A 24,359-nucleotide genomic window follows, 5' to 3' on the forward strand; every position below is an offset into this window, starting at 1 on the left:
CCCCTTCCTCACGCCGCCAGCAATTGCTTGCGGTCGACGCGCTCCTGCTGGGGCGAGCGGGCATAGAGTTCACGGTAGCACTTGGAGAAGTGCGACGCCGACACGAAGCCGCACGCCACGGCCACTTCCACGACGGGCAGCGATGACTGGATAAGCAGGTGGCGGGCGCGGTCCAGCCTGATTTCAAGGTAGTAGCGGGCCGGCGAGCGGCCCATCTCCTGCCGGAACAGGCGCTCGATCTGTCGCCGCGACAGGCCGACGTGGTCGGCGATCTCGATCAGCGACAACGGCTCGGCGAGGTTTGCCTCCATCAATTCGATGATCGTCAGCACCTTGGAGTTCTGCACGCCCAGCCGCGCGCGCAGGGGCAGCCGCTGGCGGTCGGTGGGGCTGCGGACGCGGTCGGTGAGTACCTGCTCGCAAACGCGGTTTACGAGGTTGTCGTCGAAGTCGTCACCGATGAGCTTCAGCATCATGTCGAGCGCCGCGGTGCCGCCGGCGCAGGTGTACAGATTGGAATCGACCTCGAACAGGTCGGCATAGACGTTGACCTTGGGAAACGCCTCGGTGAAGCCCGGCAGGTTCTCCCAGTGGATTGCGCAGCGCTTGTTGGACAGGAGCCCTGCCTGCGCGAGCACATATGCGCCGGTGCACAGCCCGCCAATGGCGACGCCACGGTTGTATTCCTCACGCAGCCAGGCAAAAACGCTCTTCTGGTGATACTTTTCGACGTTCAGGCCGGCGCATACGATCACCATCGACGGGCGCTCCGGGCCGCTCATCTTGCGCCGCTCTTCCTCCAGCGTGGTATCCACGGCGCATTCGACACCATTGGATGCGCGCACCGGCCTGCCGTCGGCGCTCGCCAGCCGCCAGTGATACGCGTCGTAACCGAGCATGCGGTTCGCCGAACGCAACGGCTCCAGCGCCGTTGCAAACGCGATCATCGTGAAATCGGGCACGAGAAAGAAAACGATCGACCGTTTGACGGTGTTTTTAGGGGTCACTTGTGCCTCCAGGGTAAAGCGGCCCGCTGACAGGTCATGTCGCGATCAGCAAAGCGTCATCAGGAAAACGCATAAATGTCAATGGGCTGTCATGAAGGAATTTGACAAGTCCACGGCCCGATGCAGCGATGCATCACGCGTCGAGAACGGACGCGCGAAAGCCGCCGCGCCAGGCATTCAAGCCCGTCGCGGCGGCTGTCGGTTCAATCGGTGTTCTGGTCTCTTAGTTGACCAGGAAGCCCAGACGCGAAGCGGCGATCGCGCCGGTCTGGCCGGGCATCGTCTTGCCGAGGCGCTGGCGCTCAAGCGCAGTCGTCAGGTTGCTTTCGCGGCGACCGGAAAAGAAGCGGGAAAAGAATTTCATGACACATCTCCATGCAAAGTCAGGTCTCACACGGAACGGCCTTCGCATGATGGAGTGGGGTCGCTCGTTGATGCGCCCCATATAAGCGTTGTGCGGTGCAAACAAGATGGAAAATGCGAAGTGCAACGCTGCGAAAACGACACCGAATGCGGCATTTGCCTGCATTCTGGCCGGATTTGATAGTTCGTTCAGGGAGTTGGGCGTTTTTTACGGCGTTATGCGCCGATATCATGGGCGCGATGCCCAAATGCATGGCTGCCGGCGGGGCGTCAAATGTCCCGCCGGCTAGGCGTTTTCAGAGCCTGCGCACCCGGTGCGCGATGTCGAATTCGGCGTTGAGCCAACCGTCGACATTGTAAGAAGGCAGCCGCTCGGCGTTTCCATGCTCCTTGGGCGGGCGGCCCGTAATGGCATGGTTGTTGATAGCGCGGAACTCACGGACGAAATCCTGCAATGCACGCAGCACGCTCATACCAGCCTCCTCTGGATCGGTTGGTAGGTGCGGGTCCGGCGTTCGAGGCGACGTGGCATTTCTTCCTCCGTCGGCCAACCGATGTCCTTCTGGATTTCCGGCGGCAGCGAGAGGAGTTCCAGGTAGGTGTGCATGCGCCGACGACGTGTCCGATAGTCGGAGGCGAAGCGAGCGATCGATGCGAAGACTGACATTTTCATCTCCTTCCAGGTTGTGGCAGCGCATTCTTCGCTGCTGATGCTCTTGACTATGGTCCTTGCGTCATGTTCAATCAAACGAAATGGAATGATAGTTTCATTCAGTTTTGTTGATGGACAAACCCAATGAACGCTCCCCTCAATCACCCCGTACCGTTGCTGGACCTCGACGTGCTGCGCACATTCGTCGCGATTGCCGAGACTGGCAGTTTCACGCTTGCCGCAGGTTCGGTGTTTCGAACGCCTTCCGCGGTCTCCATGCAGATCAAGAAGCTGGAGGATATTCTCGGCGCCTCGGTATTCCTGCGCGATGCTCGTTCGGTCACGCTGACCCAGGAAGGCGAGATGCTGATGGGCTATGCGAGGCGAATGCTGGCCCTGAACCGCGAAGCGGTGTCGAAGTTCATCGTGCCTGACATTGCCGGCGTGGTTCGGCTGGGTTCTCCGGACGACTACGGCGAACGCATCCTGCCCACCGTGCTCAAGCGCTTCGCCAAGACGCATCCGGCAATCGCGGTGGACGTCATCATCGACATGAGCGGAAATCTGCGCCGGCGGCTGGCCGAGCGTCAGCTCGACATCACGCTTCTGACCGCGCGCAACAATGTGCCCTCTGATGCGGAGGTGCTGCTGACCGAGCCGATCGTCTGGGGTGGCGCCAAGGGTGGCTGCGCCCATCTGCGAGATCCGCTGCCGGTTTCGCTCTGGGAGGAGGGCTGCGTCTGGCGCGCAGATGCGCTTGACGCCTTGGGTCGTGCGGGCCGCAATTACCGGGTCGCCTATATGAGCGCCCACACGGCGGGCCAGCGGGCTGCGATCCTGTCCGACCTCGCGATCGCGCCGCTGCCGAAGTCGTTCATCGGAGAGGAAATCGTGGCGCTTGGTCCGGACGAGGGGCTACCGCTGCTGTCCAACTACAATCTCGCGATGATCGTCGCGCCCGATGCATCGGCGCCGGTGCAGGCGGCAGCCGACCATATCCGCGCGACATTCGAGAGCTTCCGGGAGACTGGACGGTTCTGAGCCCGTCCGGTCAGGCTGAAAGAAACTCAACCATCTGCGTGCGCGCGACGCGGGCCTCCGGCATGTCGATCAGGGGCCAGACGTGGAACATGCCCTTGCCGACGACAAGGCGGACATCGGCTCCGGCCTCGTTGGCCTTTTCGGTGAAGACCACGCTGTCGGGGTAGAGCATGTCGCGCGTGCCCGAAAACAGCAGTGTCGGCGGCAGGATAGACAGGTCGCCGTAGAGCGGGCTGATGCGCCAGTCGGCGTAGTCGATACCGGCTGCATAGATCCGCACCGCCTCGGTGCCGCCGGGCACGCCCAGCCACGGGTCGATGCGGGCGACGTTCAGCGTCTCGGGGTTGGCAAGCGTCATGTCGAGGCCGGGCGAAATCAGCGCCAGCCGGTCGGCGATAGGCCAGCCGTTTTCCGCCGCCATCATGGTCAGTACCAGCGCCATGTTGCCGCCGGCGGAATCACCTGCAATCGCAACCTTCACGCCTTCGCCCATGACCTCCCGATAGACGGCGGTGGTCATCGCGTAGATCTCGTGGAAGTCGTGCTCGGGGGCCAGTGGATAGACCGGCACGGTCACGTGCGCGCCAAGGCGCGTCGCCAGTTCGGCGATAAGCTTCCAGTGAAACGAGGTCAGTTCGAAGCAGTATGCGCCGCCGTGCAGGTACAGGATGCGGCGGCTCGCGTCCTTTCCCTTAGGGCGCGCCTCGTAGACGACGTCGCCTTCGACCTGTCGTTGGGTGATGTCCAGGGTTTCCGCAGCCTTGACCGGTGGCCGGTGATCCTGCGTCTTGCGGGATTTCTCGATCCAGGCATGAAGCCCCTCGGCGCTCTGGAAGGCCTTCTTGCGCGTATGGCGGAGGACGAAGGCGGCGAGGTGGCTCTTGATACTCATTACATCTCCTGCGTGTGGTCACAGGAAGATGAAAGCCCTTCGCAAGTCGGCGTCAAGTGCGGCTGCGTCTCGCCGCCCGTTCCTCGCGCGATCGTCGCCTCGGCGAGGCATCGCCACCACCCGACGCGGGATCGTCGCCCGCATTCGCACGGCGCGGCGGGAGCGTCACCGCCTCGGCCAGCTTGGGGAACGGGTCCACCTTGTTGGGCAGGGCCATTGCATTGACGAAAAGCTGCTGGAAGTTGGGCTCCAGCGCCGTCTCGATCTTTTCGATGCGACGCACCGTCTCCTCGATCTCGCGGCGGTAGTCACGGTTCAACAGGGCCATCAGTGCACCCTGGCCGGCCGCGTTGCCGACGGCCTTCACCTCGGCGAGGTCGCAGTCGGGAATCAGCCCAAGCACCATTGCGTATTTGGGATCGATGAAGGAGCCGAACGCGCCGGCGAAGCGGATCGTGTCGACATGGTCGACGCCCTGCTTTTCCATCAGCAGCTTGATGCCCGCATAGAGCGCCGACTTGGCAAGCTGGATGGCGCGCACATCGTTCTGGGTAACGGTGATGCGCGGCTGGCCTTCATGGAGCAGGTAGGACGAGGTGCGGCCGTTCTGGAAGATGCGCGGTGTCCTCGCGGCGAGCGCGCCGTCGATCACGCCGTCTTCCGAGATGATGCCCGACAGGTACATCTCAGCCACGACCTCGATGATCGCCGAGCCGCAGATGCCGGTGACGCCCAGTTTCCCGGCGTCTTCAGCAAATCCGTCTTCATCCGACCATTTTTCCGATCCGATGATGCGGAAACGCGGTTCCAGGGTCTCGGGATCGATGCGCACGCGCTCGATCGCGCCCGGTGCCGCGCGTTGTCCCGACGATATTTCCGCGCCCTCGAAGGCCGGCCCTGTCGGTGAGGACGCGGCGACGACCCGCGCTCTGTTGCCCAGCACGATCTCGGCATTGGTGCCGACGTCGACCAGCAGCATCATCGCATCCTGCCGGTAAGGGCCTTCCGACAGGGTGGCGGCCGCAGCGTCGGCCCCGACATGGCCTGCAATGCAGGGCAGCACATAGACGCGTGCGCCCTCGTTGATCTTCAGGCCGATTTCGCTGCCCCAAGTATGCACCGCGCCGGAAACGGCCAGCGCGAAGGGCGCCTGGCCGAGCTCGGTCGGGTCGATGCCCAGGAACAGGTGATGCATAATCGGGTTGCCGACGAAGACGGCGTCCAGCACGTCGTCGCTGCTGACTTCGCCTTCCGCGCACACCTTGTCCAGCAGCCCGTTGATCGCCTCACGGACAGCCGTGGTCATGGCCTGCCGGCCATCGGGGTTCATCATCACGTAGGAAACGCGGCTCATCAGATCTTCGCCAAAGCGGATCTGCGGGTTCGACGTGCCGGATGAGGCAACGACCCGGCCCGACAGCAGAGAGACCAGATGCATCGCGATCGTGGTCGAGCCGATGTCGCAGGCAAGGCCGTAGGCTTCGTTGTGAAGGCCGGGCCAGAGCGCGATGATCGTCGGCCGCGACGTTGCGAGGTCGCGATGGATCGCGGCCGTGACGCCCCAGTTGCCCTTGCGCAGGATCGTCTGCACGCGCGGCAGCAGGTGCTGTGAGACCAACAGGTCCTGCCAGCCCCAGTCCTTTTCGAGCATAGCCTTGAGGCGGTCGAGATCGCCGAGCGGCTTGTGCATGTCGGGTTCGTCCACCTCGACATAGCAGAGCTGGACAGCCGGATTGCGCTCGATGATGTGGTCCAGTGCTGCCTTGCGCACCACCTGCGCGTTGATGACGGTATCCTGCGGCACGTCGACGACGAGGTCGCCCTCGATGGTGGAGGAGCAGGAGAGGCGGCGCCCCTCGGCCAGTCCGCGCACGCGCTCGTAACGCTCCTCCTTGGCGCCCCTGGGAGAAATGTGGTCGTTGGAGGAAACGATCTTGTGCTTGGCGAAATTGCCTTCCTGCACAACGATCTGGCAACGCCCGCAGGTTGCCCGCCCGCCGCATACGCTCTCGACATAGACGCCAAGCTCGCGCGCGGCATCCAGCACGGTCGTGCCTTTGGGAAAACGCCCGCGCTTTCCCGAGGGCATGAACAGGACGAGCGGATCGGTGATGTTGGACGGGGCGTTCATGGAAACATCGTTACCCTCGCGCCATCCGTGCCTCCCGGCCGCCGCGACGGCGGCCTGCGCCGGCAGCAGCGTCACCGGGTGCGGAGACGGCCACCGGGGCAGGGGCGGCGTGTTCGCCGGGCTTGTAGTCCTTGTACGTCTTGATCCAGGTCATGCAGTCCTTGTCGGTGCCGTTGAGCACATTGGCGCCGCGCACGGCCTCCATCTCCTGCGGGCGGCAGGGATTCATGATCGCAGAGGTCATCCCGGCGCCGATCACCATCGGGATGAAGGCGGCGTTGATGCCGTGGCGATGCGGCAGGCCGAAGGAGATGTTGGAAAGACCGCAGGTCGTGTTGACCTTGAGCTCGTTGCGCAGCCGGTAGAGAAGCTGGAAGACCTGGCGGCCGGCATCGCCCAGCGCCCCGATCGGCATGACCAGCGGATCGACGACGACGTCCTCCGGCTTGATGCCATGGTCCATCGCGCGCTCGACGATCTTCTTGGCGACCGCGAAACGCACGTCAGGGTCCATGGAGATGCCGGTCTCGTCGTTCGAGATGGCGACCACCGGCACATCGTATTTCTTGATGAGCGGCAGGATCGCTTCGAGCTTTTCTTCCTCGCCGGTCACGGAATTGACGAGCGGGCGGCCCTTGGCGACCTTCAGGCCCGCTTCGATCGCGGCGGTAACCGACGAGTCGATCGACAGCGGCACATCCACCAGCCCTTGCACGATCTCCAGCGTCTGCACCAGAAGGGCGGGCTCGGTCGCGTTGGGGTCGACGGCGGTGACGCCGGCATTGACGTCCAGCATGGTCGCCCCGGCCTGCACCTGCTCGATCGCGTCCTTCTTCACCGTTTCGAAATTGCCTTCGACCATTTCGGCCGCGAGCTTCTTGCGCCCGGTCGGGTTGATGCGCTCGCCGATGACGCAGAAGGGCTGGTCGAAGCCGATGACGATCTCACGTCTCGCCGAGGCTACGATGGTGCGGGTCATGTTGTGTCTCCGTTCTTTGTCGGGATGTCCCGAATAGAGGGCGCTTGCAAGCGCGAATTCAGGTGGCGGCCTGGCTGACGATCGCCTGCGGGGTTTCGGTGGGGCTGTCGTGCAGGATGTGATCGAGGCGTTCGGCGACCATGGCGTCGTCCGCACGCGGTTCGCGGCGCCACGGACGGCGGCCCTTGAGCACGCCGGATTCGTGCACGATCTCGGCGACGAACTCCTCCTGGCGATAGGCCATCACGTGGATGCCTGACACGCCCTCGATTTCCTTGACTTCGTTGATGATGTCGATGGCGATCTGCTTGCCTTCCTTTTTCTGGTCGGCCGCACCTTCGAGCCGTGCGATCACCGCATCGGGGATATGGATGCCGGGCACGTTGGCGCGGATCCATCGCGCCGTCTTGGCCGAGGCAAGCGGCCCCACACCGCACAGCACATAGCATTGCTCGGTGAGCCCGAGATCATTGACGCGCCTCATGTATTCACGAAACATCGGCACATCGAAGCAGTACTGGCTCTGCACGAACTGGGCGCCTGCCGCGATCTTCTTGGCGAGCCGGTGGGGGCGGAATTCATAGGGTGGCGCGAACGGGTTGATCGCGGCACCCAGGAAAACGGCGGGCGGCGTCGTCAGCTTGCGGCCGGAGAGGAATTTCTGCTCGTCGCGCATGGTGCGGACCGTTTCCAGCAGCGACATGCAGTCGAGATCGAAGACGGGCTTTGCGCCCGGCTGGTCGCCGGCCTGCACCCCGTCGCCCGTCAGGCACAGCATGTTGGCCACGCCCATCGCGGCGGCACCCAGCACGTCGCCCTGGATCGCGATGCGGTTCCGGTCGCGACAGGAAATCTGGTACACCGGCGCATAACCCATGCGGGTCAGCAGCGCGCAGATGCCGACCGACGACATATGGCAGTTGGCGCCCGACGCATCGACGGCGTTGATCGCGTCGACCCAACCGTCGAAGACCTTGGCGCGCTCGTAGACGTCTTCGGGATCGGCGCTGTCCGGCGGGTTGAGCTCGGTGGTCACCGCGAACTCGCCGCGCCGCAGGATGCGCTCAAGCCGGCCGCGCGACGAATGGCCGGGCAGCGGGTCTAGTGGCAGGTCGATGCCGGCGGGGTTCTCGTCAGGCTGCGGAGGGCGCGGGGAGGGGGTCATGCAGGCTCTCCCTTTTTCGCCTTCTCACGCTCGGCGGCGGCGCGAGCCGTCACGCGCAGCCAGGCCGACGTTTCGCGCAGAGACTGGTCGACGGGTTTCTGCACGGCGAGGATCGCATCGCCATTGCGCATGTTGCGCGAGCCTTCCCAGGCCTTCACCCACACGCAGGGCATATCCGGCTCGACCTCGCAATTGCCGTTGGCGCGCACGCCGCCGCAGGGGCCGTTGCGGAGCTGTTTCGGGCAATTCATGGGGCATGACATGCCGGTGGACGACAGCACGCACTGGCCGCACATGCGGCAGTCGAACATGAGGCCCTTGACCCGTTTCTCGACGAACTTCACCGGCGCTTCGGCGCGTGAATAGCCGACCGCTTTCCAGAGCGGGTGCAACAGCAGAAAGACTTCGGCAAAGCGTTCGTAGAACCATTCGAGCCCGCGCGAGTGCCGCACCGACCACAGCCGCATCGTGTAGCGGCGCTGGACACGCCGCTGCGGTGATACGTCGGCGGGCTTGTATGCGGTCTTGGGTGCCGCGTTGCGGACCTGCGTGGCCTGGGTAACCGTCGGCTGCTGCTTGTCAGACATTTTCCCTTCCGCCCGCCTTCACGAGTGCGACGAGACGTTCGCGGTCATAGGCCGCGTCGAGTTCGGCAAACGCCTTGTCGGCCTCAGCCTCAAGGTCGTCGCCGACAGGTTCGGGGTCTGCCTTGCGCCACTCGGCCAGATACGCGTCGGTATCGCCTGCGCCGGTTCGCATGGCGCACATGTCGATAGCCTCGGTGAAGCGCAGCGGCAGCTCGCGCTTGGCGTTCTGCCGCCCCTTCCTGACGATCACTTGTGCCGGGATGTCGCGCCAGTAGACGACGATTAGATCCGCCATGCGGCTGTTCTCCTCACTCCACGGCGAGCATTGCGCGGAAGCGCGCGCGCCTGCTTGTTGCCGGACGACGCGCGTGCCTTCAAAAGCGACGCGCGGTCAGCGACGGAATTCGAGGATGTCGAGCTTCGATTCGTAGTGGGGGGCGGGGAACTCGATATGCCACTCGGCCTCGCCGGTTCGAAACGCATAACCGGCCTGGTCGCTTTCAGGTCCCGAGCCGTAAGCTGCGGGTTTTGCATCATGAATGCTGCCGGAGCCGAGATAGGTCAGGCGGGTGTCGGAATCGGTGAAGAAACGGCCTGTTGTCCGTTGCGAACCCGACAGTTTTTCGAGTTTCCAGCCGGAGCCGTCATCGGTGACCCTGCACCGAAACCAAGAATAGACGACCAGATTTGCCAGCCCGCCAACCTTGGTGGTGCGGCATTGCCAATCGCCGGTCATGTCGAAACCCTCGAACGACTGGTGCGAAGCCGAAAGCGCGCGATCCATTATGGCGATGTCCTCAGGGCTGCCACCTTCGCGCGCTTCCTCAACCGCGGCGTCGCGGGTGGTCTCGTAGGCCTCAAGCCGAGCGCGGTCCGCGTCGGTGATGAGGCTTTCGATCTCTCCGGTGGCGAAGGCCGGCGTGGCTAGGAGCAGGGCAAGGGCGAAGCAGGCGGTACGGCGCATTGATCGGTCTCCGGTGGTTGCGGCCATCCCGCCGGGCAAATCCGGCGGTTTCAAGATCGCGTCGAAAGCCGGGCAAGCGCAGGTTCCAGATCGCCGTAACCGGTCATGCGCTTCTCGTAGGCAAGGCCGAGCATTTCAGCCGCATCGCGAGCCACCTTTTCGAGCGACGGGTCGTCTGTCTGGGCCAGATAGACAACCTTCTCGTAGTTTCCGAAGAAGTCCTGCGCCAGCTCAGGGTGGCGGTCGAGGCCGAGCGGCTTCATGAAGAACGCGTCGAATTGCCGGCACAGGAAGTCGGTCATATAGAAGGCCGTCATGTCGGCTTCTTCCACCGCCGCAAACCGTGCTTCGCCTTGGTAAAAGGCGAAGCAGTGCGGGCCATCCATGCGCTCGACGCCGTGTCGTTCCAGCACCCGGTCGAGCATGCCGCCCGTGCCGCAATCAGCGTAACCGGCAAAGATCGCCGCATAGCCTTGCGCCCGCGCAGTCTTAATCGCCGCGTCCATCGCGTCCGGGATTCTATCCGGCCTGTAGTGGAGTTCGGCGGGCAGGCAGGTCAGGGTGATATGATCGAGACCAAGCCTCTCCTTCACCGCCAGGATTTCGCGCGCCAGCATTCCGCATGCGATTACGAGAACCTTTTCGGGTTCCGCGCGTTGCATGTCTGTCACCTTTCACAGCGCCAGAGCGGCGCATCGACGATGCGGAGTTTCACGATGACCAAATCCACCATGTCCAAGCTCGCCGTTCTCGTTCTCGTTGCCGGCTTCGCGGCCGGTTGCGCCAATACCATCCGCGGCATGGGCGCCGACACCGCGAATGCGGTGGATGCTACGCAGGACGCAGGCCGCAATATCGAGCGGTCGACCTACTAGTTGTCACGGCGAAAACTTGAAACGTCCACGTCTCAGGCCGAGGCGTGGACGTTGTGCTTGCGCTTCATGAAATCCTTCGCCGTTTCAACGGCCACAGCCGCGTCGCGGCAGTAGGCGTCGGCTCCGACAGCCTTGCCGAACTCCTCGTTGAGCGGTGCGCCGCCCACGAGCACGACGTAGTCGTCGCGGATACCCTTTTCCTTCATCGTGTCGATCACGACCTTCATGTAAGGCATTGTGGTCGTGAGCAGGGCCGACATACCGACGATGTCGGGCTGGTGCTCTTCGATCGCGGCCAGATAGTTCTCGACAGGATTGTTGATGCCAAGGTCGACGACGTCGAAGCCCGCACCCTCCATCATCATGCCGACGAGATTCTTGCCAATGTCGTGAATGTCGCCCTTGACCGTGCCGATCACGAGCTTGCCCTGCTTCGGCGCGCCAGTTGCAGCCAGCAGCGGGCGCAGGATGGCCATACCGGCCTTCATGGCGTTGGCTGACAGCAGCACCTCAGGCACGAAAAGAATGCCGTCGCGGAAATCTTCGCCGACGATGCGCATGCCCTCGACCAACGCTTCGGTGAGGACGTCGTAAGGGACCCAACCGCGCTCCAGAAGGATGTTCGTTCCTTCCTCGATCTCCTCCTTCAGCCCGTCATAGAGGTCGTCGTGCATCTGCTGCACCAGTTCCTCGTCGGAAAGCTCGGAGAGGATGATTTCGTCGTCTGACATCTCGGGCTCCTGCAAATGCCATGCGCGGACAAACGGTGCCCGCAACGTTCTCCCAATTCATAATCCGCGACAAACCAGGTTTCTTAGCTGATTTGCGACGTGCCGCGATAGGAAAGCGACCGAAGCAGGCCCGTTTGGAACTGACAGCACTTCCTGTCGATTTTGCGACACGGGCTGGCGCTGGCTGGCCGCTTCTGCAAGGTTGCTTGGCTACGATCCGGGCAAAGAGCCGCCTGGCGGCATTACGGGATTCAGGGAAACGGTCATGGAAGACAATCTGGCTGTCGAGCAGGGCGCTGGCGGCGGACGCCGTGGACGCGGCGACAGGGGCGGTGCAGCGGCACGCCGCGCGGCGCGTACTGGCGGCGGCGCAGGGCCGCAGCTCACCTATATCAAACGCAACATTCCGCTCTACGAGGTGCTCAACGAAGAAGGTCTCGCGCTCATCGAGGCCAATGCCGACACCGTTCTCGAGGAGATCGGCATCGAGTTTCGCGACGATGCCGAAGCACTTGCAATGTGGAAGGATGCCGGCGCGGACGTGAAGGGCGAGCGGGTCCACTTCCCGAAAGGCCTTCCGCGGTCGCTGCTCAAATCCGCTCCGCCCGTCTTCACCCAGCATGCCCGCAACCCGGAACGCTCGGTGCAGATCGGTGGCGACGCTACCGTTTTCGCGCCTGTCTACGGCCCGCCCTTCGTGCGCGACCTCGACGGCAACCGCCGTTATGCGACGATTGAGGATTTCCGCAATTTCGTGAAGCTCGCCTATCTGGCGCCGTCGATCCACCATTCCGGCGGCACGGTGTGCGAGCCGGTCGACGTGCCGGTCAACAAGCGCCATCTGGACATGGTGCTGGCGCATATGACGCTATCCGACAAGCCGTTCATGGGCTCGGTGACCGCGCCGGAACGCGCCGAAGACACGGTTGCCATGGCGAAGATCCTGTTCGGCGAGGAGTTCGTCGACCAGAACACGGTCATCATCAACCTTATCAACGCCAACTCGCCGATGGTCTTCGATGAGACCATGCTGGGCGCGGCCAAGGTCTATGCCCGCAACAACCAGGCGACGATCATCACGCCATTCATCCTGGCCGGCGCGATGAGCCCGGTGACGGTCGCGGGTACGCTGACGCAGGTGCTTGCCGAGGTGCTGGCGGGGGCCGCCTTCACGCAGCTCGTGCGGCCGGGCGCGCCGGTGCTGTTCGGCACTTTTGCGTCCTCGATCTCCATGCAGTCCGGTGCGCCGACCTTCGGCACGCCGGAACCGTCGCTGGTCTCCTACGGTGCGGCCCAGCTTGCGCGGCGTCTCGGCCTGCCATTCCGCACCGGCGGTTCGCTTTGCGCATCCAAGGTTCCGGACGCGCAGGCGGCCTACGAGAGTGCCAACACGCTTAACTCGACGCTGCTTGCCGGCACGAATTTCGTGCTGCATTCGGCCGGCTGGCTCGAGGGCGGTCTGGCGTCCTGCTACGAAAAGTTCATGATGGATGTCGACCAGCTCGGCATGGCGCAGAAATTCGCGGCCGGAGTCGACCTGTCCGAAAACGGGCAGGCGATGGACGCTATCCGCGAGGTCGGGCCGGGCAGCCACTATCTCGGCTGTTCCCATACCCAGGCCAATTTCCAGTCCGCCTTCTATCGCTCGTCCATTGCCGACAACAACTCCTTCGAGCAGTGGCAGGCCGAGGGCGAGAAGACCGCGCCACAGCGGGCTAACGAACTCGCCCGCCGCTGGCTGGAGAGCTACGAAGCGCCCTATCTCGATCCGGGTATCGCCGATGGCCTGCGCGATTTCGTGTCGCAAAAGAAAGAGGCGATGCCCGACGCCTTCACGTGAAAGGAGCCCGCGTCAGGCCGGGCTAAAGTGGCCGACATCATCCACAAGGAAGTCTGGCGCAGCGCCATACGCGGGCCGGACGGGAAAGGATGATATTGCGACAAAGCCTCCGCCGGATTGACCGGTTCTGTCGTGCGTCCTTCGAGGCTCGCTGCGCTCGCACCTCAGGATGAGGGACGTCGTGCGTTGCTCCAGAAAGCTCGTGGGCTCGAGGGTTGTTTTCTTGACGTGCATCGAGCCTGCCGAGGTGGCTTCGATCAACCAACCCCCCTCATCCTGAGGTGCGAGCGGAGCGAGCCTCGAAGGACGCACCTCGTCAATGACGGCCATCTAAGGCGTCAGGGAGCGGGCCGAACTGGAGGAACCAAGGATGAGCGGTGAGCTTATCAACCAGATCGCGTCCGACCTTGCTTCTCACGGCCTCATCCTGCGCGGCGGTTTTTCCTTCGCGGCAGAAGAGGAGCGGGCGGCGGGCCCTTCCGGCGCTCCCGCGCGCTCGGTTCTTCTGGTCGGGAATGCGGGAGCGGGCTACTGGCGGCATTTCTCGCTCTGGCGAGAGACCCGACCTTTAAACCTCCCCAACCCGCTCGACACATGGTCGCGGCTGGTGATCGGCGAGGTCGCCGATCGCGTCGGTGCCCGCCTCATCATGCCGAACGACCGCCCGTTCGCGCCGTTCCAGCAATGGGCGATCCGTGCGGAGGGACTGGCCCCATCGCCGCTCGGCCTCCTCATGCATCCGGTCTACGGGCTCTGGCACGCATATCGCGGCGCATTGCTGTTCGACCGCGAACTTGCGTTTCCCTTGCTTGAGAAACCGATTCACCCTTGCGATCTATGTGACGGAAAACCTTGCCTGAATACGTGTCCGGTCGATGCCTTTTCGCCGGGCGTCTTTGACTATGCCGGCTGCGTTGCGCATGTCAGAGGCCGGATGGGGTACGCCTGCCGGAACGCGGGTTGCCTTGCGCGCAACGCCTGCCCGGTCGGCTCCTCATGGCGCTATCCGGCTGCGGTGAAGGCATTTCACCAGGCAGCTTTTGCGGGGCTGTAGATTTTTTCCTTGCCCCACCCAAGGATCGGCGGGATTGAGACGTCCAACGGGCGATGATGGCGCTGACGATGGACGAAGAAGACGTCTCCGACGGTGAGCTGGCGCGCAGGGCTGCGGCCGGCGACCGGTCGTCGTTTGCGCGGCTAGTCAAGCGGCACTATGCCTTCGTCTTCCGTATCGCCTACCGGATGACGGGACATCGCGCCGATGCGGAAGACATCGCGCAGGATGTCTGCGCCCGGCTTGGCCGTGCCATCCGTACCTATCGGGGCGGCAGCGCGTTCACCACCTGGCTCTACCCTGTCGTCGTCAACGCGGTGCGAGACCAAGGACGGAGTGCCGCGCGTGAGGCCACGCGGCGGCGGGCCTACGGCATTCAAGCGCGCATCGAGAGCGCGGCTTATGAGGCGAATGAACCGGCCGAGGCGCTATGGGAGGCGGTGCGCGACCTGCCGCCCAAACAGCAGGAGGCGGTGACGCTGGTCTATGGCGAGGCGCTGAGCCACGCCGAGGCGGCCGACCTGCTCGGCTGCTCGGAGACGACGGTCTCTTGGCACATCCATGAAGCGAAGAAACGGCTGAAGCTCATCATGTCGGCCGGGGAAGTCTGATCATGGCGAATAACGAATTCGACGAACTCGACCTGCTGCGCGGTGCGAAGGTGCCCGAGCCCGGTGACGAAGCAAAGGCGCGCGGGCTCGATGCCGCGTTGCGCGCCTATGACGAGGCCGGGAAAAATTCCGCGTCGCCCCAAGGATCGGGCGTCGGTGCGCGTCTCACTGCCGGAACAATCAGGTTCTGGAGAGAGATCATGCGCAAGAAACTTATCGCAAACCCGGCTTTGGCCGGCCTCGTTGCCCTGCCGGTTGCGGGTATCGTTACGTGGCAGTTGCTCGACGAGTATCGCCCGGCGAGCCCACAGGAGCCTGCAGCGGTGGAAAACGACGCGCCGCAACGCCAGGCGGCTGAAACCGGGGTTTCCCAGCCCGCGAAAGAGGAGGCGGCCGGACAAGCTTCGGACCAGGCGACGCAGGACATGGCCGCCGAGATCGCTGCCGCGCCACCACCGCCCAGCGAGCGCGCGGGCCCGTCCCGCATGGCACTGACGCGCCAGAAGGTCGCTGAGCCACGCGCATTGACGATGCCGTCCGCGGCGCCGCAGGTAATCGCGCCTGAGCCCTATCCAGTGCCTGCCGAGAACCGTGATCGCGTCGAGGCCTTCGACAGCAATCCGGTGCGCGCGGTTCAGGAAAGCCCCGTTTCCACTTTCTCGATCGACGTCGATACGGCCTCCTACGCCTTCCTGCGCCGCTCGCTGAAGGAGGGTGTGGTGCCCGATCCGGACAGCGTTCGGGTCGAGGAGATGATCAACTATTTCCCCTATGACTGGGCCGGTCCGGAAAGCGCCGAGGTTCCTTTCAACTCGACCGTCACCGTGATGCCGACGCCGTGGAACGAGAACACGCAGCTCATGCATGTCGCGATCAAGGGTTACGAGATCGAGCACGCGCAGAAGCCGCGCTCCAACCTCGTCTTCCTGATCGACACGTCGGGGTCGATGGAAGAGCCCGACAAGCTGCCGCTGCTCAAGAACTCCTTCCGGATGCTCGTCGACCGGCTGAACCCCGAAGACACGGTTTCCATCGTCACCTATGCGGGGAGCGCCGGCACGGTGCTGGAGCCGACCAAGGCGTCGGACAAGGCGGCGATCCTGTCCGCGCTCGACAGGCTTGAGGTCGGCGGCAGCACGGCGGGTGAGGCGGGTATCCGGGAAGCATACCGGCTTGCGGAAAGCTCCTTCGTCGAGGGCGGCGTCAACCGCGTGATGCTGGCGACCGATGGCGACTTCAACGTCGGCCAGGTGAGCGACGACGAGCTGACGACGCTGATCGAGAACAAGCGGGAATCCGGTGTGTTCCTCTCCGTGCTGGGCTTCGGCCGCGGCAACCTCAACGACCAGATGATGCAGGCCATCGCTCAGAACGGCAACGGAGCGGCCGCCTATATCGACACGCTGGCGGAAGCCGAAAAGGTGCTGGTGGAGGAGGCGTCCTCGACGCTGTTTCCGATCGCCGGCGACGTGAAGATACAGGTCGAGTTCAATCCGCAGCAGATCGCCGAGTACCGGCTGATCGGCTACGAGACGCGTGCGCTCAGCCGCGAGGACTTCAACAACGACCGCGTCGATGCCGGCGAGATCGGCTCGGGCCACTCGGTGACGGCGATCTACGAGATCACGCCGGTGGGCAGCCCGGCGCGGATGGTTGACGATCTGCGCTACGGGCAGCAGAGCGACAGCGCGGCATCGACGGCCGGCGAAGGCGAATATGCCTTCGTCAGGATCCGCTACAAGGCGCCGGGCGAGGATACCAGCAAGCTGATCGAGAAGCCGGTCACGGAGGCCGATGTCGTTTCGAGCTTCGACGTGGCTTCGACAGACGCGCGCTTCTCCGTCGCTGTCGCAGCCTTCGGGCAGAAGCTGCGGGACACGGATGCCGTGGCGGATCTTGGCTATGACCGCATCCAGGAGATCGCTTCGGCCGCGCGCGGAGCCGATCCGTTCGGCTATCGCGCCGAATTCCTCTCGCTGGTTAGGCTCGCAGCTGCGCTCGATCGGCCACGCTGAACCTTCACTATTGCGCTGTTGCAAAGCCGGTCGGGATCGGAATCCCGGCCGGCTTCCCTTTAGTGCAGCCGGGAATCCTTACGTTGCATCTTGTAAAAGATATATCTTTTGCTAGATATGACGCATGAACGACATTATGAAAGGAACCCCAATGTTCAATCACAGAGATCGAGGTGGGCATGGTCATATGTGCATGGCCGGTGGGCCGGGCAGGGGCGGTGGCGGGCGGCATGGCCATGGCGGCCCGTTCGGCCGCAATCGCGGTGGACCGTTCGGCGGGCGGCGCGGGCCGCGCATGTTCGATTCGGGTGCGTTGCGGCTGGTCGTGCTCGGCCTGATCGCCGAGGAGCCGCGCCACGGCTACGACATCATCAAGGCGCTGGAAGCAAAGTTCCAGGGTGCCTACAGCCCCAGCCCCGGGGCCATCTATCCCATGCTGCAGATGATGGAGGAGGCCGACCTCGTCACCTCGACGACGACCGGTAACAAGCGCCTGTTCTCGATCACCGAGCAGGGTCGCGCCTTCCTTGCCGACAATGCGCGGGAACTGGAGAAGATCAACGCGCAGATGGAGCAGGCGTCGACCGAGACCAGCGGCGTAGCCCTGGGCGACGAGGTGCGCGCATTGCGCTGGGCGGTCTACAGCCGGCTGCGCAGTGGTGCTCTGTCGGCCGAACAGGCGGCCGAAGCGCGCGAAATCCTCAAGCGCGCGCGCCGCGAGATCGAGGATCTCTAGACCGGACCGGTCAGCCGCGGGCGCGGCGGCGCTCGCGGCGGCCTTCGCCTTCCACGGCGCCGCTTTCGGCGGCCTGCTTGTTGCGCAGCGGGCCGATGCGCGCCACGACATCTTCAACTGACGGCCGGGCCGCCTGCGCGTGCTCATCCAGCGCCTTGCGCATGGCTGCAAGGTGCTGGAACGACGTGCCGCAGCAGCCGCCGACGATCCTCGCGCCGCCGTCGACTGCCAGCCGTACATAGTCGGCCATCAGTTCCGGCGTGCCGGAATAGTGGATTTCGGTGCCGCGGAATTCGGGGATGCCGCAATTGCCCTTGACGATGATCGTGGCCTCCGGTTTCACGGCGCTCATGTCGAGCAGCGAGGCGAGGATGTCCGACGCGCCGACACCGCAATTCGCGCCGACGCCCAGCGGGGCCGCGCCGAGGCCGTCTGCCACGCCGTGGATGTCCTTCGGCGCGAGGCCCATCATCGTGCGGCCGGCCGTGTCGAATGAACCGGTATAGGTGTAGGGCAGGCCGACCCGGATCGCTGCTTCGGCGGCAGCGCGGATTTCGTCGGGTGCAGACATGGTTTCGATCCAGGCGACTTCCGCGCCGCCTTCCTTCAGGCCTTCGATCTGCTCGACGAAGGCGTCGACGGCTTCGTCATAGGTCATCGCGCCAAGCGGCTGCAGCAGTTCGCCTGTGGGACCGACGGACCCTGCAACGATGACCTTGCGGCCTGCCTTGTCCGCGACCGAGCGCGCGATCTCGGCGGCGCGCCGGTTCAGCTCGTGCACGCGGTCCTGCGCGTGGTGCAGCTTGAGGCGGTGACGCGTGCCGCCGAACGAGTTGGTCAGGATGATGTCGGCGCCCGCGTCGACGAAACCCTGATGCAGGGCGACGATCTTTTCAGGGGCGCTTTCGTTCCAGAGCTCCGGCGCTTCGCCCGCTTCCAGGCCCATGGCGAAGAGGCTGGTGCCGGTCGCGCCATCGGCAAGCAGCACGCCCTTTTCGGCGATCAGAGCGTCGATCGGATTGGTCATGAAAAGTGCCTTCGCAAGGTCTGGGGATTTGAGATAACAATATAAAGAAATCTTTATATGGCGTCAATGTCATGGTGGCTGCGGACATCAGGCTTTGCCGCGCCGGCCGGCGACCCGCAGGAGCTTGCGGAAGCGCGGGCATTCGAGGTGCGAAGGGGCAGGGCACTCGGCCACATGCCTGAGTGCGTCGCGCAACACCATCAGGTCGCGGATCTGGCGGTCGATCTCGTCGGCGCGGCCATGAAGGACCGGGCGCGGCAAATCCACCGTGCCATTGGCGCGAAACATGCCGGCGATCTCATCGAGCGAGAAACCGGCCTTTTTGCCGAGCGCGATCAGGGCGATTTGCCAGACGGCTTCCGGCCCGAACTGGCGGCGAAGCCCGCGCCGGCCGACTGAAGCGATGAGGCCGATCTCGTCGTAGTAGCGCAGCGTCGAGACGGCGACGCCGGTGCGCTCGGCAACATCGCCAATGTCGAGAATTTCCATGCTTGACCTCAAGTTGACTTGAAGTGGCAGAATGCCGCCAGATCCGAATTTGAGCAAGGGCATGACCATGAAAAACGATTCCGATACCCCGCAATCCGGCGGCACGAGCCGCAGCATCGCTCCGCTGGCGCTGGCGATGTTGCTGGCGTCCACCGGTGTGAGCATCACCACCGTCGCGCTCCCCGTGCTGGCGCGCGACTTTTCCGTCGACGTGACACATGCACAGTGGGCGGTGCTCGGCTATCTGCTCGCCGTCACGGTCTCCATCGTTTCCTGTGGGCGACTGGGCGACCTCGTCGGGCATCGCCGTGTATTCCTGGCGGGACTGGCGATCTTTGCGGCGGCGTCCGCGTTGTGCGCAGCCGCGCCGACGCTTGGCCTGCTCGTCTTCTTTCGTGTCCTGCAGGGCGTCGGCGGCGCGATCTTGATGGCGTTGCCGATCTCCATCGCGCGCGATGTGGTTGCCGAGGAACGCGTCGGCTGGGCTATGGGGCTGCTCGGCACTACGTCGGCTATCGGCACCGCGCTTGGGCCTTCTATGGGCGGGCTGATCATCGCGTGGTCTGGCTGGCAGGCGACGTTCCTGACGCTCGCCTTCTTCTCGCTGGTGGTGCTGGTCGTATCTCTACGAACCTTGCCTGCCGCAAAGGCTGCGTCTCCGGCAGATCGCCCCAGCCTCGACCTGGCCGGCACGCTGGTGCTGGCACTGACGCTGATCGCCTATTCGCTCGCGGTGACCGGCGGCGACGGTTTTTCGACGCAGGCGGCACTGCTGCTCACAGCAGCGGTCGCGGGCGCGATCGCCTTCGTAATTGTCGAGCGACGCCGTGCGACGCCGCTGGTGGCACTCGATGCGCTCGGCGATCGCGCGACAGCCGCCTCGCTGGTGATGAACCTGCTTGTTTCCAGCGTGATGATGTCCGTGCTGGTCGTCGGACCGTTCTACCTGGCTTTCGGGCTGCATCTGAACGACGCTTTGATCGGGCTGGCGCTGGCGGCAGGGCCGACAATGGCTGCGCTCAGCGGTCTGCCGGCTGGCCACCTCACCGACAGGTTCGGCGCTTGGCCAATGCTGATCTACGCGCTGGCACACATGATCGTTGCGCTGGTCTGCTTTTCGATCCTGCCGGGCATATTCGGCGTCGCGGGTTTCGTCCTGTCGCTGATGGCTCTGACGCCGTCGTTCCAGCTCTTTCTGGCGGCCAACAACACCGACGTCATGCTGGCGGCGAGGGACGACCAGCGTGGCATGATTTCTGGCCTGCTGGGGCTGTCGCGCAATCTCGGACTGATGACGGGTGCTTCTGTCATGGGGGCGGTGTTTGCGGCTGCGGCCGGCTCCGCCGACATCACGCGGCTGCCGCCCGAGACGGTCGCCTTCGCCTTCTCGTTCACGTTCCAGGTGGCCGCGGGCCTCGTCGCGTTCTCTCTGGTGCTGGCATTGCTGGGACGGCGGCGCGTTCCGGCGCAGGACGAGCTTTGCGTCGACTGCTAGCTGAACGCGCGCGCGAAACCCGCTGCTTCGTGTGCGTTGATCTCGGCTGCCCGGATCAAATTGTCGAAGTGGCGGGTCAGCGTGCGCACCGTCTCTGTCGCGTTCAGCACAACATACATGTCGCCCATGTAGATCGCGGCGCGAAGCTGCCCGAAGATCGTGTAGGGCACCGAATAGCGCTGGCGGCCGTCATAGAGGTAGAGGCGGAAGCCGGGGTAAAGGTCGTCGAGCAGGCGTGCCATGTGGGCAAGCTGCGCCTTCCGCTGCTCTTCCGGGAAACCAGACCAGACGCCGAGGCCGCGCGCGAAGATTTCGAGCGTATGGCGCGGCATGCAGACCTCCATGTCGGTCTCCGGCCTGCGATTGTAGTCGATGCGGTACTGTTTTTCGTCGTGCTGGGCTTCGGCGTCGCGGCGCGTGATGCCGGCCTCGTAGTCGATCAGCGCATCGGTGCGCAGGAGATCGGGAATGCCGGCGGGAACATAGCGGATCTTGGTGCCGGCCGCTTCCGCGTGCCACTTCGCCAGCAGGGTCCGGTCGAAGCCGCCCGCACCTTCCTCGATCTCAAGGCTTTCGCGAATTTCGCTGCCGAGGCCTTCATCCTGGCTGATGCCCAACAGCCAGTCGAGCGAGACGCTGTGCCGCAAGGCGATGTTGATCAGCGTTTCGGCGCGTGGCAGCCGTGTCGCGGAGCCGGCCAGGAGCTGGGACAGCGCCGAGCGGTCGATGCCGATGCGCGCGGCAAATGCAGACTGGTTTTCACCGGATCGGCCGACCAGCGTCGTCAGCCGCGTCCGGAACGTCTCGGCGATGTCGCGCTTGTCCAACTTTCCGCCTCGTTGTTTATTATAGTAAACGTATGTCGCTTCTGATTATCAGAATAAACATTCAATGTACATTCTCGCATTGCGACGCATCGCTGCTGCTGACAGCATTCTGTCAGGAATCGGGGTATCGGGGCGAATCTGGGCGAGATGGCAAAAAGAAGGATAGAACACGGTGCAGCACGGGTCGAATGGCCCACCGTCATGCTCATCGCAGCCTGCTATGGAGCATGGTTCGTGGCGGGCACGATGCTCTGGGCGGACTGGCCGCTGGCTACGCTGGCGATCCTCACTCTGGTGGTTGCGCTGCAATCGTCCCTGATGCACGAGGCCGCGCACGGCCATCCGACCCGCAACGGCAATCTCAACGAATTTCTGGTCGGCCTGCCGATCGGTCTCGTCTATCCCTACCGGCGCTTTAAGTCCCTGCATCTGCGCCATCACGCCGACGAGCGCCTGACCGATCCATTCGATGATCCGGAGAGCTACTATCGTGCACTGTGGAAGCACGAGACGCTGCCGGAATGGCTCAAGGCGCTGCTGCGGATCAACAATACCATGGTCGGCCGTTTCGTCATCGGTCCGGCGATTGCCAATGCCGGCTTTCTGGCGACCGAGGCCAGGCTGATCGCTTCCGGCGACCGTGCGGTGCGTCGCGCCTGGCTCCACCACGGCGTCGGGCTCGCTGTCGTCGTGCCGGTGATCGTCTTCGTCTTCGCCGTTCCGGTCTGGCTCTATCTAGTGCCGGTCTATCTTGGCCAGTCGCTGATCGCCATCCGCACCTTTGCCGAGCACCAGTGGTCCGAGCGGCCGGATGGCCGGACCATCATCGTCGAACGCTCGCCGCTGGCGTTGCTGTTCCTCAACAACAACCTGCATCTCGTGCACCACAAGATGCCGACGGTGGCATGGTACAGGCTGCCGGCGCTGTTTCGCGCACGGCGCGCGGAGTGGCTGGCAATGAATGACGGCTATGCCTATCCGAGCTATTTCGCGCTGCTGAAGGACTTTGCGTTCAAGGCAAAGCAGCCGGTGGTGCATCCCGCACTACGCCGCGCGCCGGAGCCGGGCAGGGCGTTCCGGCCGCGTGTGCGGGCACGCAATGTCAGCGGATACGGCACCGTGCCTGTGCCGGCCGAGCCGCCCAAGGAATGAGCGGCTTGTCAGGGTCGGCTGTGACCGCGCATAAGGCGGCATGAGCCCGCCCATCGCAGCACTGCCCATGTATGACTGGCCGGAGGTCCGTGCCGAGGTGGATGCGCAATGGTCGCGTATCCGCGGCGCATTGTGGGAACAGGGTGTCGAAGCGCCGGCGCATCTCGTGCGCCGCAACGCCGATATGCCGGCTGTCCCCGGCGGCATCCGTGATCGTACCGGCCGTCTTGTTGCCCCTGACCCTGCGACATTGCCGCCCGAAGAACTCGACTATGCGACGCTGTGGCGTCATCCGCGACTGCTGTTTGGCCAGACCTGCTGGGGGCCGCTCGAGACGACCGGTCTTGCCGACCACGTCCGAGTCATAAGTCAGCCGGACTATTCGGAATGCGAGGGCGGCAGCGGCGAACTCTATTCCAGCGCCATCCTGATGCGTGGCAACGAGACTTCGATGCCGTCGCCGGACGACGGCGCGTCTTGGCTGCCGCTCGAGCTGCTTCGCGGAAAACGCTTCGCTTATAACGAGCCGCATTCGATGTCGGGTGTTCTGGCTCTTGAACGCGATCTGGTGGACGCAGGCGAGGGCCTTTCCATCTTTTCCTCGCACTTGCAGACAGGTGGCCATCGCGCATCCATCACGGCGGTGGCCGAGGGCCGCGCGGAGGTCTGCGCCATTGATTGCCGAAGCTGGAGCCTTTTCAGGCGTTTCGAGCAGGATGTTGGGAAACCGATTCGGGTGGTCGGCTGGACTGCTCGACGCAAGGGTTTGCCCTACATCTCGGCGTGCGAATTCGCGCCTTTGCACGAAGCGATCCGCAGGGCGGTCGTTGCCTCATCGTGATTTTTGGCGAAAGCGCAAAATTCAGCTCTTCTTGCGATTGCCGCGCCCACTGGAAGAACGTCCGATCGGCTCCTTCAGCTTGATGCGCACCGGGCCTCCTTCTGGATGGTCGATGTCGAACCCGCCGGTCTTTCGGACCAGATCGCTCAGCTTGCGGAACCCGTAAGTGCGCGAATCAAAATCGGATGCGACATTCCCCAGTTGGGTTCCCACCGCTCCAAGAGGCACCCAGCCGTCCTCGCTTTCAATCTGTTCGAGCACTTTGGCGATTTTCGGAATGGCTTCTTTCGGAGGCCGCAGAGGCTTCGTGGCCTCTTTCTCCACATTGGGTGGGTCAGGCAGCAGATTTTCGGTGTAAATGAAGCGGCGGCAGGCCTGACGGAAGCTCTCCGGCGTCTTTTGTTCTCCAAAACCATAGACATCGATACCCTGCTCGCGGATTCGCGCGGCAAGCCGGGTGAAGTCGCTGTCCGACGAAACCAGGCAGAAGCCGTCGAAGCGGCCGCTGTGCAGGAGGTCCATAGCGTCGATCACGAGCGTTATGTCGGAGGCATTCTTGCCGGTAGTGTATGCGAATTGCTGCTGAGGGATGATTGCGTGCTTGGACAACACGTCTGACCAGCCCTTCGATCGTGCGTTGGAGAAGTCGCCATAGATGCGCCGAACGCTGGCTTCGCCGAGCTTGGCGATCTCGTCGAACAGCCCGTCGGCGATCTTTGACGACGCGTTGTCGGCGTCGATCAGGACAGCGAGGCGAGGGGAGCGGGCTTCTGCCGGCATTGCATTTGTTTCCATGGTCCATGATCCGGAGGGGTGCTGACGCCCGCGCAGCGTCAATCTCCCCGACGGGCAATTTATGTTGGACACTGGCCCAGCTTGCCGGCG

Annotated in this window: 27 protein-coding genes; 10 read left to right on the top strand and 17 right to left on the bottom strand. The window is 63.9% G+C overall.

The window, feature by feature from the left end; genetic code table 11:
• Positions 1–8 precede the first annotated feature (8 nt).
• From V1479_RS19715 to V1479_RS19730, 4 genes are all read right to left on the bottom strand, one after another.
• Positions 9–947 (bottom strand): GlxA family transcriptional regulator, encoded by a 939-nt coding sequence (locus V1479_RS19715; RefSeq protein WP_244649238.1) that lies wholly within the window; start codon positions 945–947, stop codon positions 9–11.
• A gap of 283 nt (positions 948–1,230) precedes the next feature.
• Positions 1,231–1,371 carry a hypothetical protein gene (locus V1479_RS19720; RefSeq protein ID WP_173192095.1) on the bottom strand — a complete coding sequence of 47 codons (141 nt, stop codon included), beginning with the start codon at positions 1,369–1,371 and terminating at the stop codon, positions 1,231–1,233.
• 295 nt (positions 1,372–1,666) lie between these two features.
• Positions 1,667–1,843: a hypothetical protein gene (locus V1479_RS19725; protein ID WP_368804447.1), complete on the bottom strand. Its 177-nt coding sequence runs from the start codon at positions 1,841–1,843 to the stop codon at positions 1,667–1,669.
• Entirely contained in the window at positions 1,840–2,037 is a 198-nt protein-coding gene (locus V1479_RS19730) for a hypothetical protein (RefSeq protein ID WP_368804448.1), read from the bottom strand. The genes V1479_RS19725 and V1479_RS19730 overlap by 4 nt, the downstream gene beginning before the upstream one ends.
• 129 nt (positions 2,038–2,166) lie before the next feature.
• Between V1479_RS19730 and V1479_RS19735 the strand changes: the two genes are divergently transcribed.
• Positions 2,167–3,063 carry a LysR substrate-binding domain-containing protein gene (locus V1479_RS19735; RefSeq protein WP_173192091.1) on the top strand — a complete coding sequence of 299 codons (897 nt, stop codon included), beginning with the start codon at positions 2,167–2,169 and terminating at the stop codon, positions 3,061–3,063.
• 10 nt (positions 3,064–3,073) lie between these two features.
• Here the strand turns inward: V1479_RS19735 and V1479_RS19740 are convergent, their stop codons facing one another.
• The 8 genes from V1479_RS19740 to V1479_RS19775 all read right to left on the bottom strand — a co-directional run bounded on the left by V1479_RS19740 (position 3,074) and on the right by V1479_RS19775 (position 10,443).
• Positions 3,074–3,955: an alpha/beta hydrolase fold domain-containing protein gene (locus V1479_RS19740; protein WP_173192089.1), complete on the bottom strand. Its 882-nt coding sequence runs from the start codon at positions 3,953–3,955 to the stop codon at positions 3,074–3,076.
• A 52-nt stretch (positions 3,956–4,007) separates the two neighbouring features.
• Positions 4,008–6,086, bottom strand: coding sequence for an ASKHA domain-containing protein (locus tag V1479_RS19745; protein WP_368804449.1), 2,079 nt, complete (start codon positions 6,084–6,086; stop codon positions 4,008–4,010).
• Between the two features lie 10 nt (positions 6,087–6,096).
• Positions 6,097–7,065 carry a methyltetrahydrofolate cobalamin methyltransferase gene (locus V1479_RS19750; RefSeq protein ID WP_173192088.1) on the bottom strand — a complete coding sequence of 323 codons (969 nt, stop codon included), beginning with the start codon at positions 7,063–7,065 and terminating at the stop codon, positions 6,097–6,099.
• A 58-nt stretch (positions 7,066–7,123) separates the two neighbouring features.
• Positions 7,124–8,230 (bottom strand): methylenetetrahydrofolate reductase, encoded by a 1,107-nt coding sequence (locus V1479_RS19755; RefSeq protein ID WP_173192086.1) that lies wholly within the window; start codon positions 8,228–8,230, stop codon positions 7,124–7,126.
• Positions 8,227–8,817: a methylenetetrahydrofolate reductase C-terminal domain-containing protein gene (locus V1479_RS19760; RefSeq protein WP_368804450.1), complete on the bottom strand. Its 591-nt coding sequence runs from the start codon at positions 8,815–8,817 to the stop codon at positions 8,227–8,229. The genes V1479_RS19755 and V1479_RS19760 overlap by 4 nt, the downstream gene beginning before the upstream one ends.
• Positions 8,810–9,112: a virulence factor gene (locus tag V1479_RS19765; RefSeq protein WP_173192081.1), complete on the bottom strand. Its 303-nt coding sequence runs from the start codon at positions 9,110–9,112 to the stop codon at positions 8,810–8,812. The genes V1479_RS19760 and V1479_RS19765 overlap by 8 nt, the downstream gene beginning before the upstream one ends.
• 96 nt (positions 9,113–9,208) lie before the next feature.
• Positions 9,209–9,781, bottom strand: a complete 573-nt coding sequence (locus tag V1479_RS19770) for a DUF4893 domain-containing protein (protein ID WP_368804451.1) — start codon at positions 9,779–9,781, stop codon at positions 9,209–9,211.
• 50 nt (positions 9,782–9,831) lie between these two features.
• Complete coding sequence (locus tag V1479_RS19775; RefSeq protein ID WP_368804452.1) at positions 9,832–10,443, bottom strand: DUF1638 domain-containing protein; 612 nt, start codon at positions 10,441–10,443, stop codon at positions 9,832–9,834.
• Positions 10,444–10,497: 54 nt separating this feature from the next.
• Here V1479_RS19775 and V1479_RS19780 point away from each other — a divergent pair, with 54 nt between their 5' ends.
• Entirely contained in the window at positions 10,498–10,656 is a 159-nt protein-coding gene (locus V1479_RS19780) for an entericidin domain-containing protein (protein ID WP_173192078.1), read from the top strand.
• A 32-nt stretch (positions 10,657–10,688) separates the two neighbouring features.
• Here the strand turns inward: V1479_RS19780 and V1479_RS19785 are convergent, their stop codons facing one another.
• Positions 10,689–11,387 (bottom strand): corrinoid protein, encoded by a 699-nt coding sequence (locus tag V1479_RS19785; RefSeq protein ID WP_173192076.1) that lies wholly within the window; start codon positions 11,385–11,387, stop codon positions 10,689–10,691.
• Between the two features lie 265 nt (positions 11,388–11,652).
• On the opposite strand from V1479_RS19785, the gene V1479_RS19790 reads away from it, so the two are divergent.
• From V1479_RS19790 to V1479_RS19810, 5 genes are all read left to right on the top strand, one after another.
• A complete protein-coding gene (locus V1479_RS19790) occupies positions 11,653–13,227 on the top strand; it encodes a trimethylamine methyltransferase family protein (protein WP_368804453.1) in 1,575 nt (524 codons plus the stop codon).
• A gap of 370 nt (positions 13,228–13,597) precedes the next feature.
• Positions 13,598–14,281 (top strand): hypothetical protein, encoded by a 684-nt coding sequence (locus V1479_RS19795; protein ID WP_368804454.1) that lies wholly within the window; start codon positions 13,598–13,600, stop codon positions 14,279–14,281.
• A 56-nt stretch (positions 14,282–14,337) separates the two neighbouring features.
• Positions 14,338–14,892 (top strand): RNA polymerase sigma factor, encoded by a 555-nt coding sequence (locus tag V1479_RS19800; RefSeq protein WP_173193617.1) that lies wholly within the window; start codon positions 14,338–14,340, stop codon positions 14,890–14,892.
• A 2-nt stretch (positions 14,893–14,894) separates the two neighbouring features.
• The gene (locus V1479_RS19805) at positions 14,895–16,907 is read left to right on the top strand and encodes a vWA domain-containing protein (RefSeq protein ID WP_368804455.1); all 2,013 of its coding nucleotides are present in this window, start codon (positions 14,895–14,897) and stop codon (positions 16,905–16,907) included.
• A 151-nt stretch (positions 16,908–17,058) separates the two neighbouring features.
• Entirely contained in the window at positions 17,059–17,643 is a 585-nt protein-coding gene (locus V1479_RS19810; protein ID WP_368804456.1) for a PadR family transcriptional regulator, read from the top strand.
• A gap of 10 nt (positions 17,644–17,653) precedes the next feature.
• Here V1479_RS19810 and bmt read toward each other — a convergent pair whose 3' ends face one another.
• Both bmt and V1479_RS19820 read right to left on the bottom strand, forming a co-directional pair.
• Complete coding sequence (bmt, locus tag V1479_RS19815) at positions 17,654–18,670, bottom strand: betaine--homocysteine S-methyltransferase (RefSeq protein WP_368804457.1); 1,017 nt, start codon at positions 18,668–18,670, stop codon at positions 17,654–17,656.
• An 87-nt stretch (positions 18,671–18,757) separates the two neighbouring features.
• Positions 18,758–19,159, bottom strand: a complete 402-nt coding sequence (locus V1479_RS19820) for a helix-turn-helix domain-containing protein (protein ID WP_368804458.1) — start codon at positions 19,157–19,159, stop codon at positions 18,758–18,760.
• 61 nt (positions 19,160–19,220) lie between these two features.
• Between V1479_RS19820 and V1479_RS19825 the strand changes: the two genes are divergently transcribed.
• The gene (locus tag V1479_RS19825; protein WP_368804459.1) at positions 19,221–20,654 is read left to right on the top strand and encodes an MFS transporter; all 1,434 of its coding nucleotides are present in this window, start codon (positions 19,221–19,223) and stop codon (positions 20,652–20,654) included.
• Here the strand turns inward: V1479_RS19825 and V1479_RS19830 are convergent.
• Positions 20,651–21,481 carry a helix-turn-helix domain-containing protein gene (locus V1479_RS19830; RefSeq protein WP_368804460.1) on the bottom strand — a complete coding sequence of 277 codons (831 nt, stop codon included), beginning with the start codon at positions 21,479–21,481 and terminating at the stop codon, positions 20,651–20,653. The two genes, V1479_RS19825 and V1479_RS19830, sit on opposite strands and share 4 nt — an antisense overlap.
• A 147-nt stretch (positions 21,482–21,628) precedes the next feature.
• Here V1479_RS19830 and V1479_RS19835 point away from each other — a divergent pair, with 147 nt between their 5' ends.
• Positions 21,629–22,633, top strand: a complete 1,005-nt coding sequence (locus tag V1479_RS19835; protein ID WP_368804461.1) for a fatty acid desaturase — start codon at positions 21,629–21,631, stop codon at positions 22,631–22,633.
• Between the two features lie 40 nt (positions 22,634–22,673).
• Entirely contained in the window at positions 22,674–23,474 is an 801-nt protein-coding gene (locus tag V1479_RS19840; protein ID WP_368804462.1) for a phosphate/phosphite/phosphonate ABC transporter substrate-binding protein, read from the top strand.
• Positions 23,475–23,495: 21 nt separating this feature from the next.
• On the opposite strand, the gene V1479_RS19845 is transcribed toward V1479_RS19840, so the two are convergent.
• A complete protein-coding gene (locus V1479_RS19845) occupies positions 23,496–24,254 on the bottom strand; it encodes an NYN domain-containing protein (protein WP_368804586.1) in 759 nt (252 codons plus the stop codon).
• Between the last annotated feature and the right edge of the window lie 105 nt (positions 24,255–24,359).

The sequence above is a fragment of the Neoaquamicrobium sediminum genome (assembly GCF_040970315.1).
Taxonomy (GTDB): Bacteria; Pseudomonadota; Alphaproteobacteria; order Rhizobiales; family Rhizobiaceae; genus Aerobium; species Aerobium sediminum.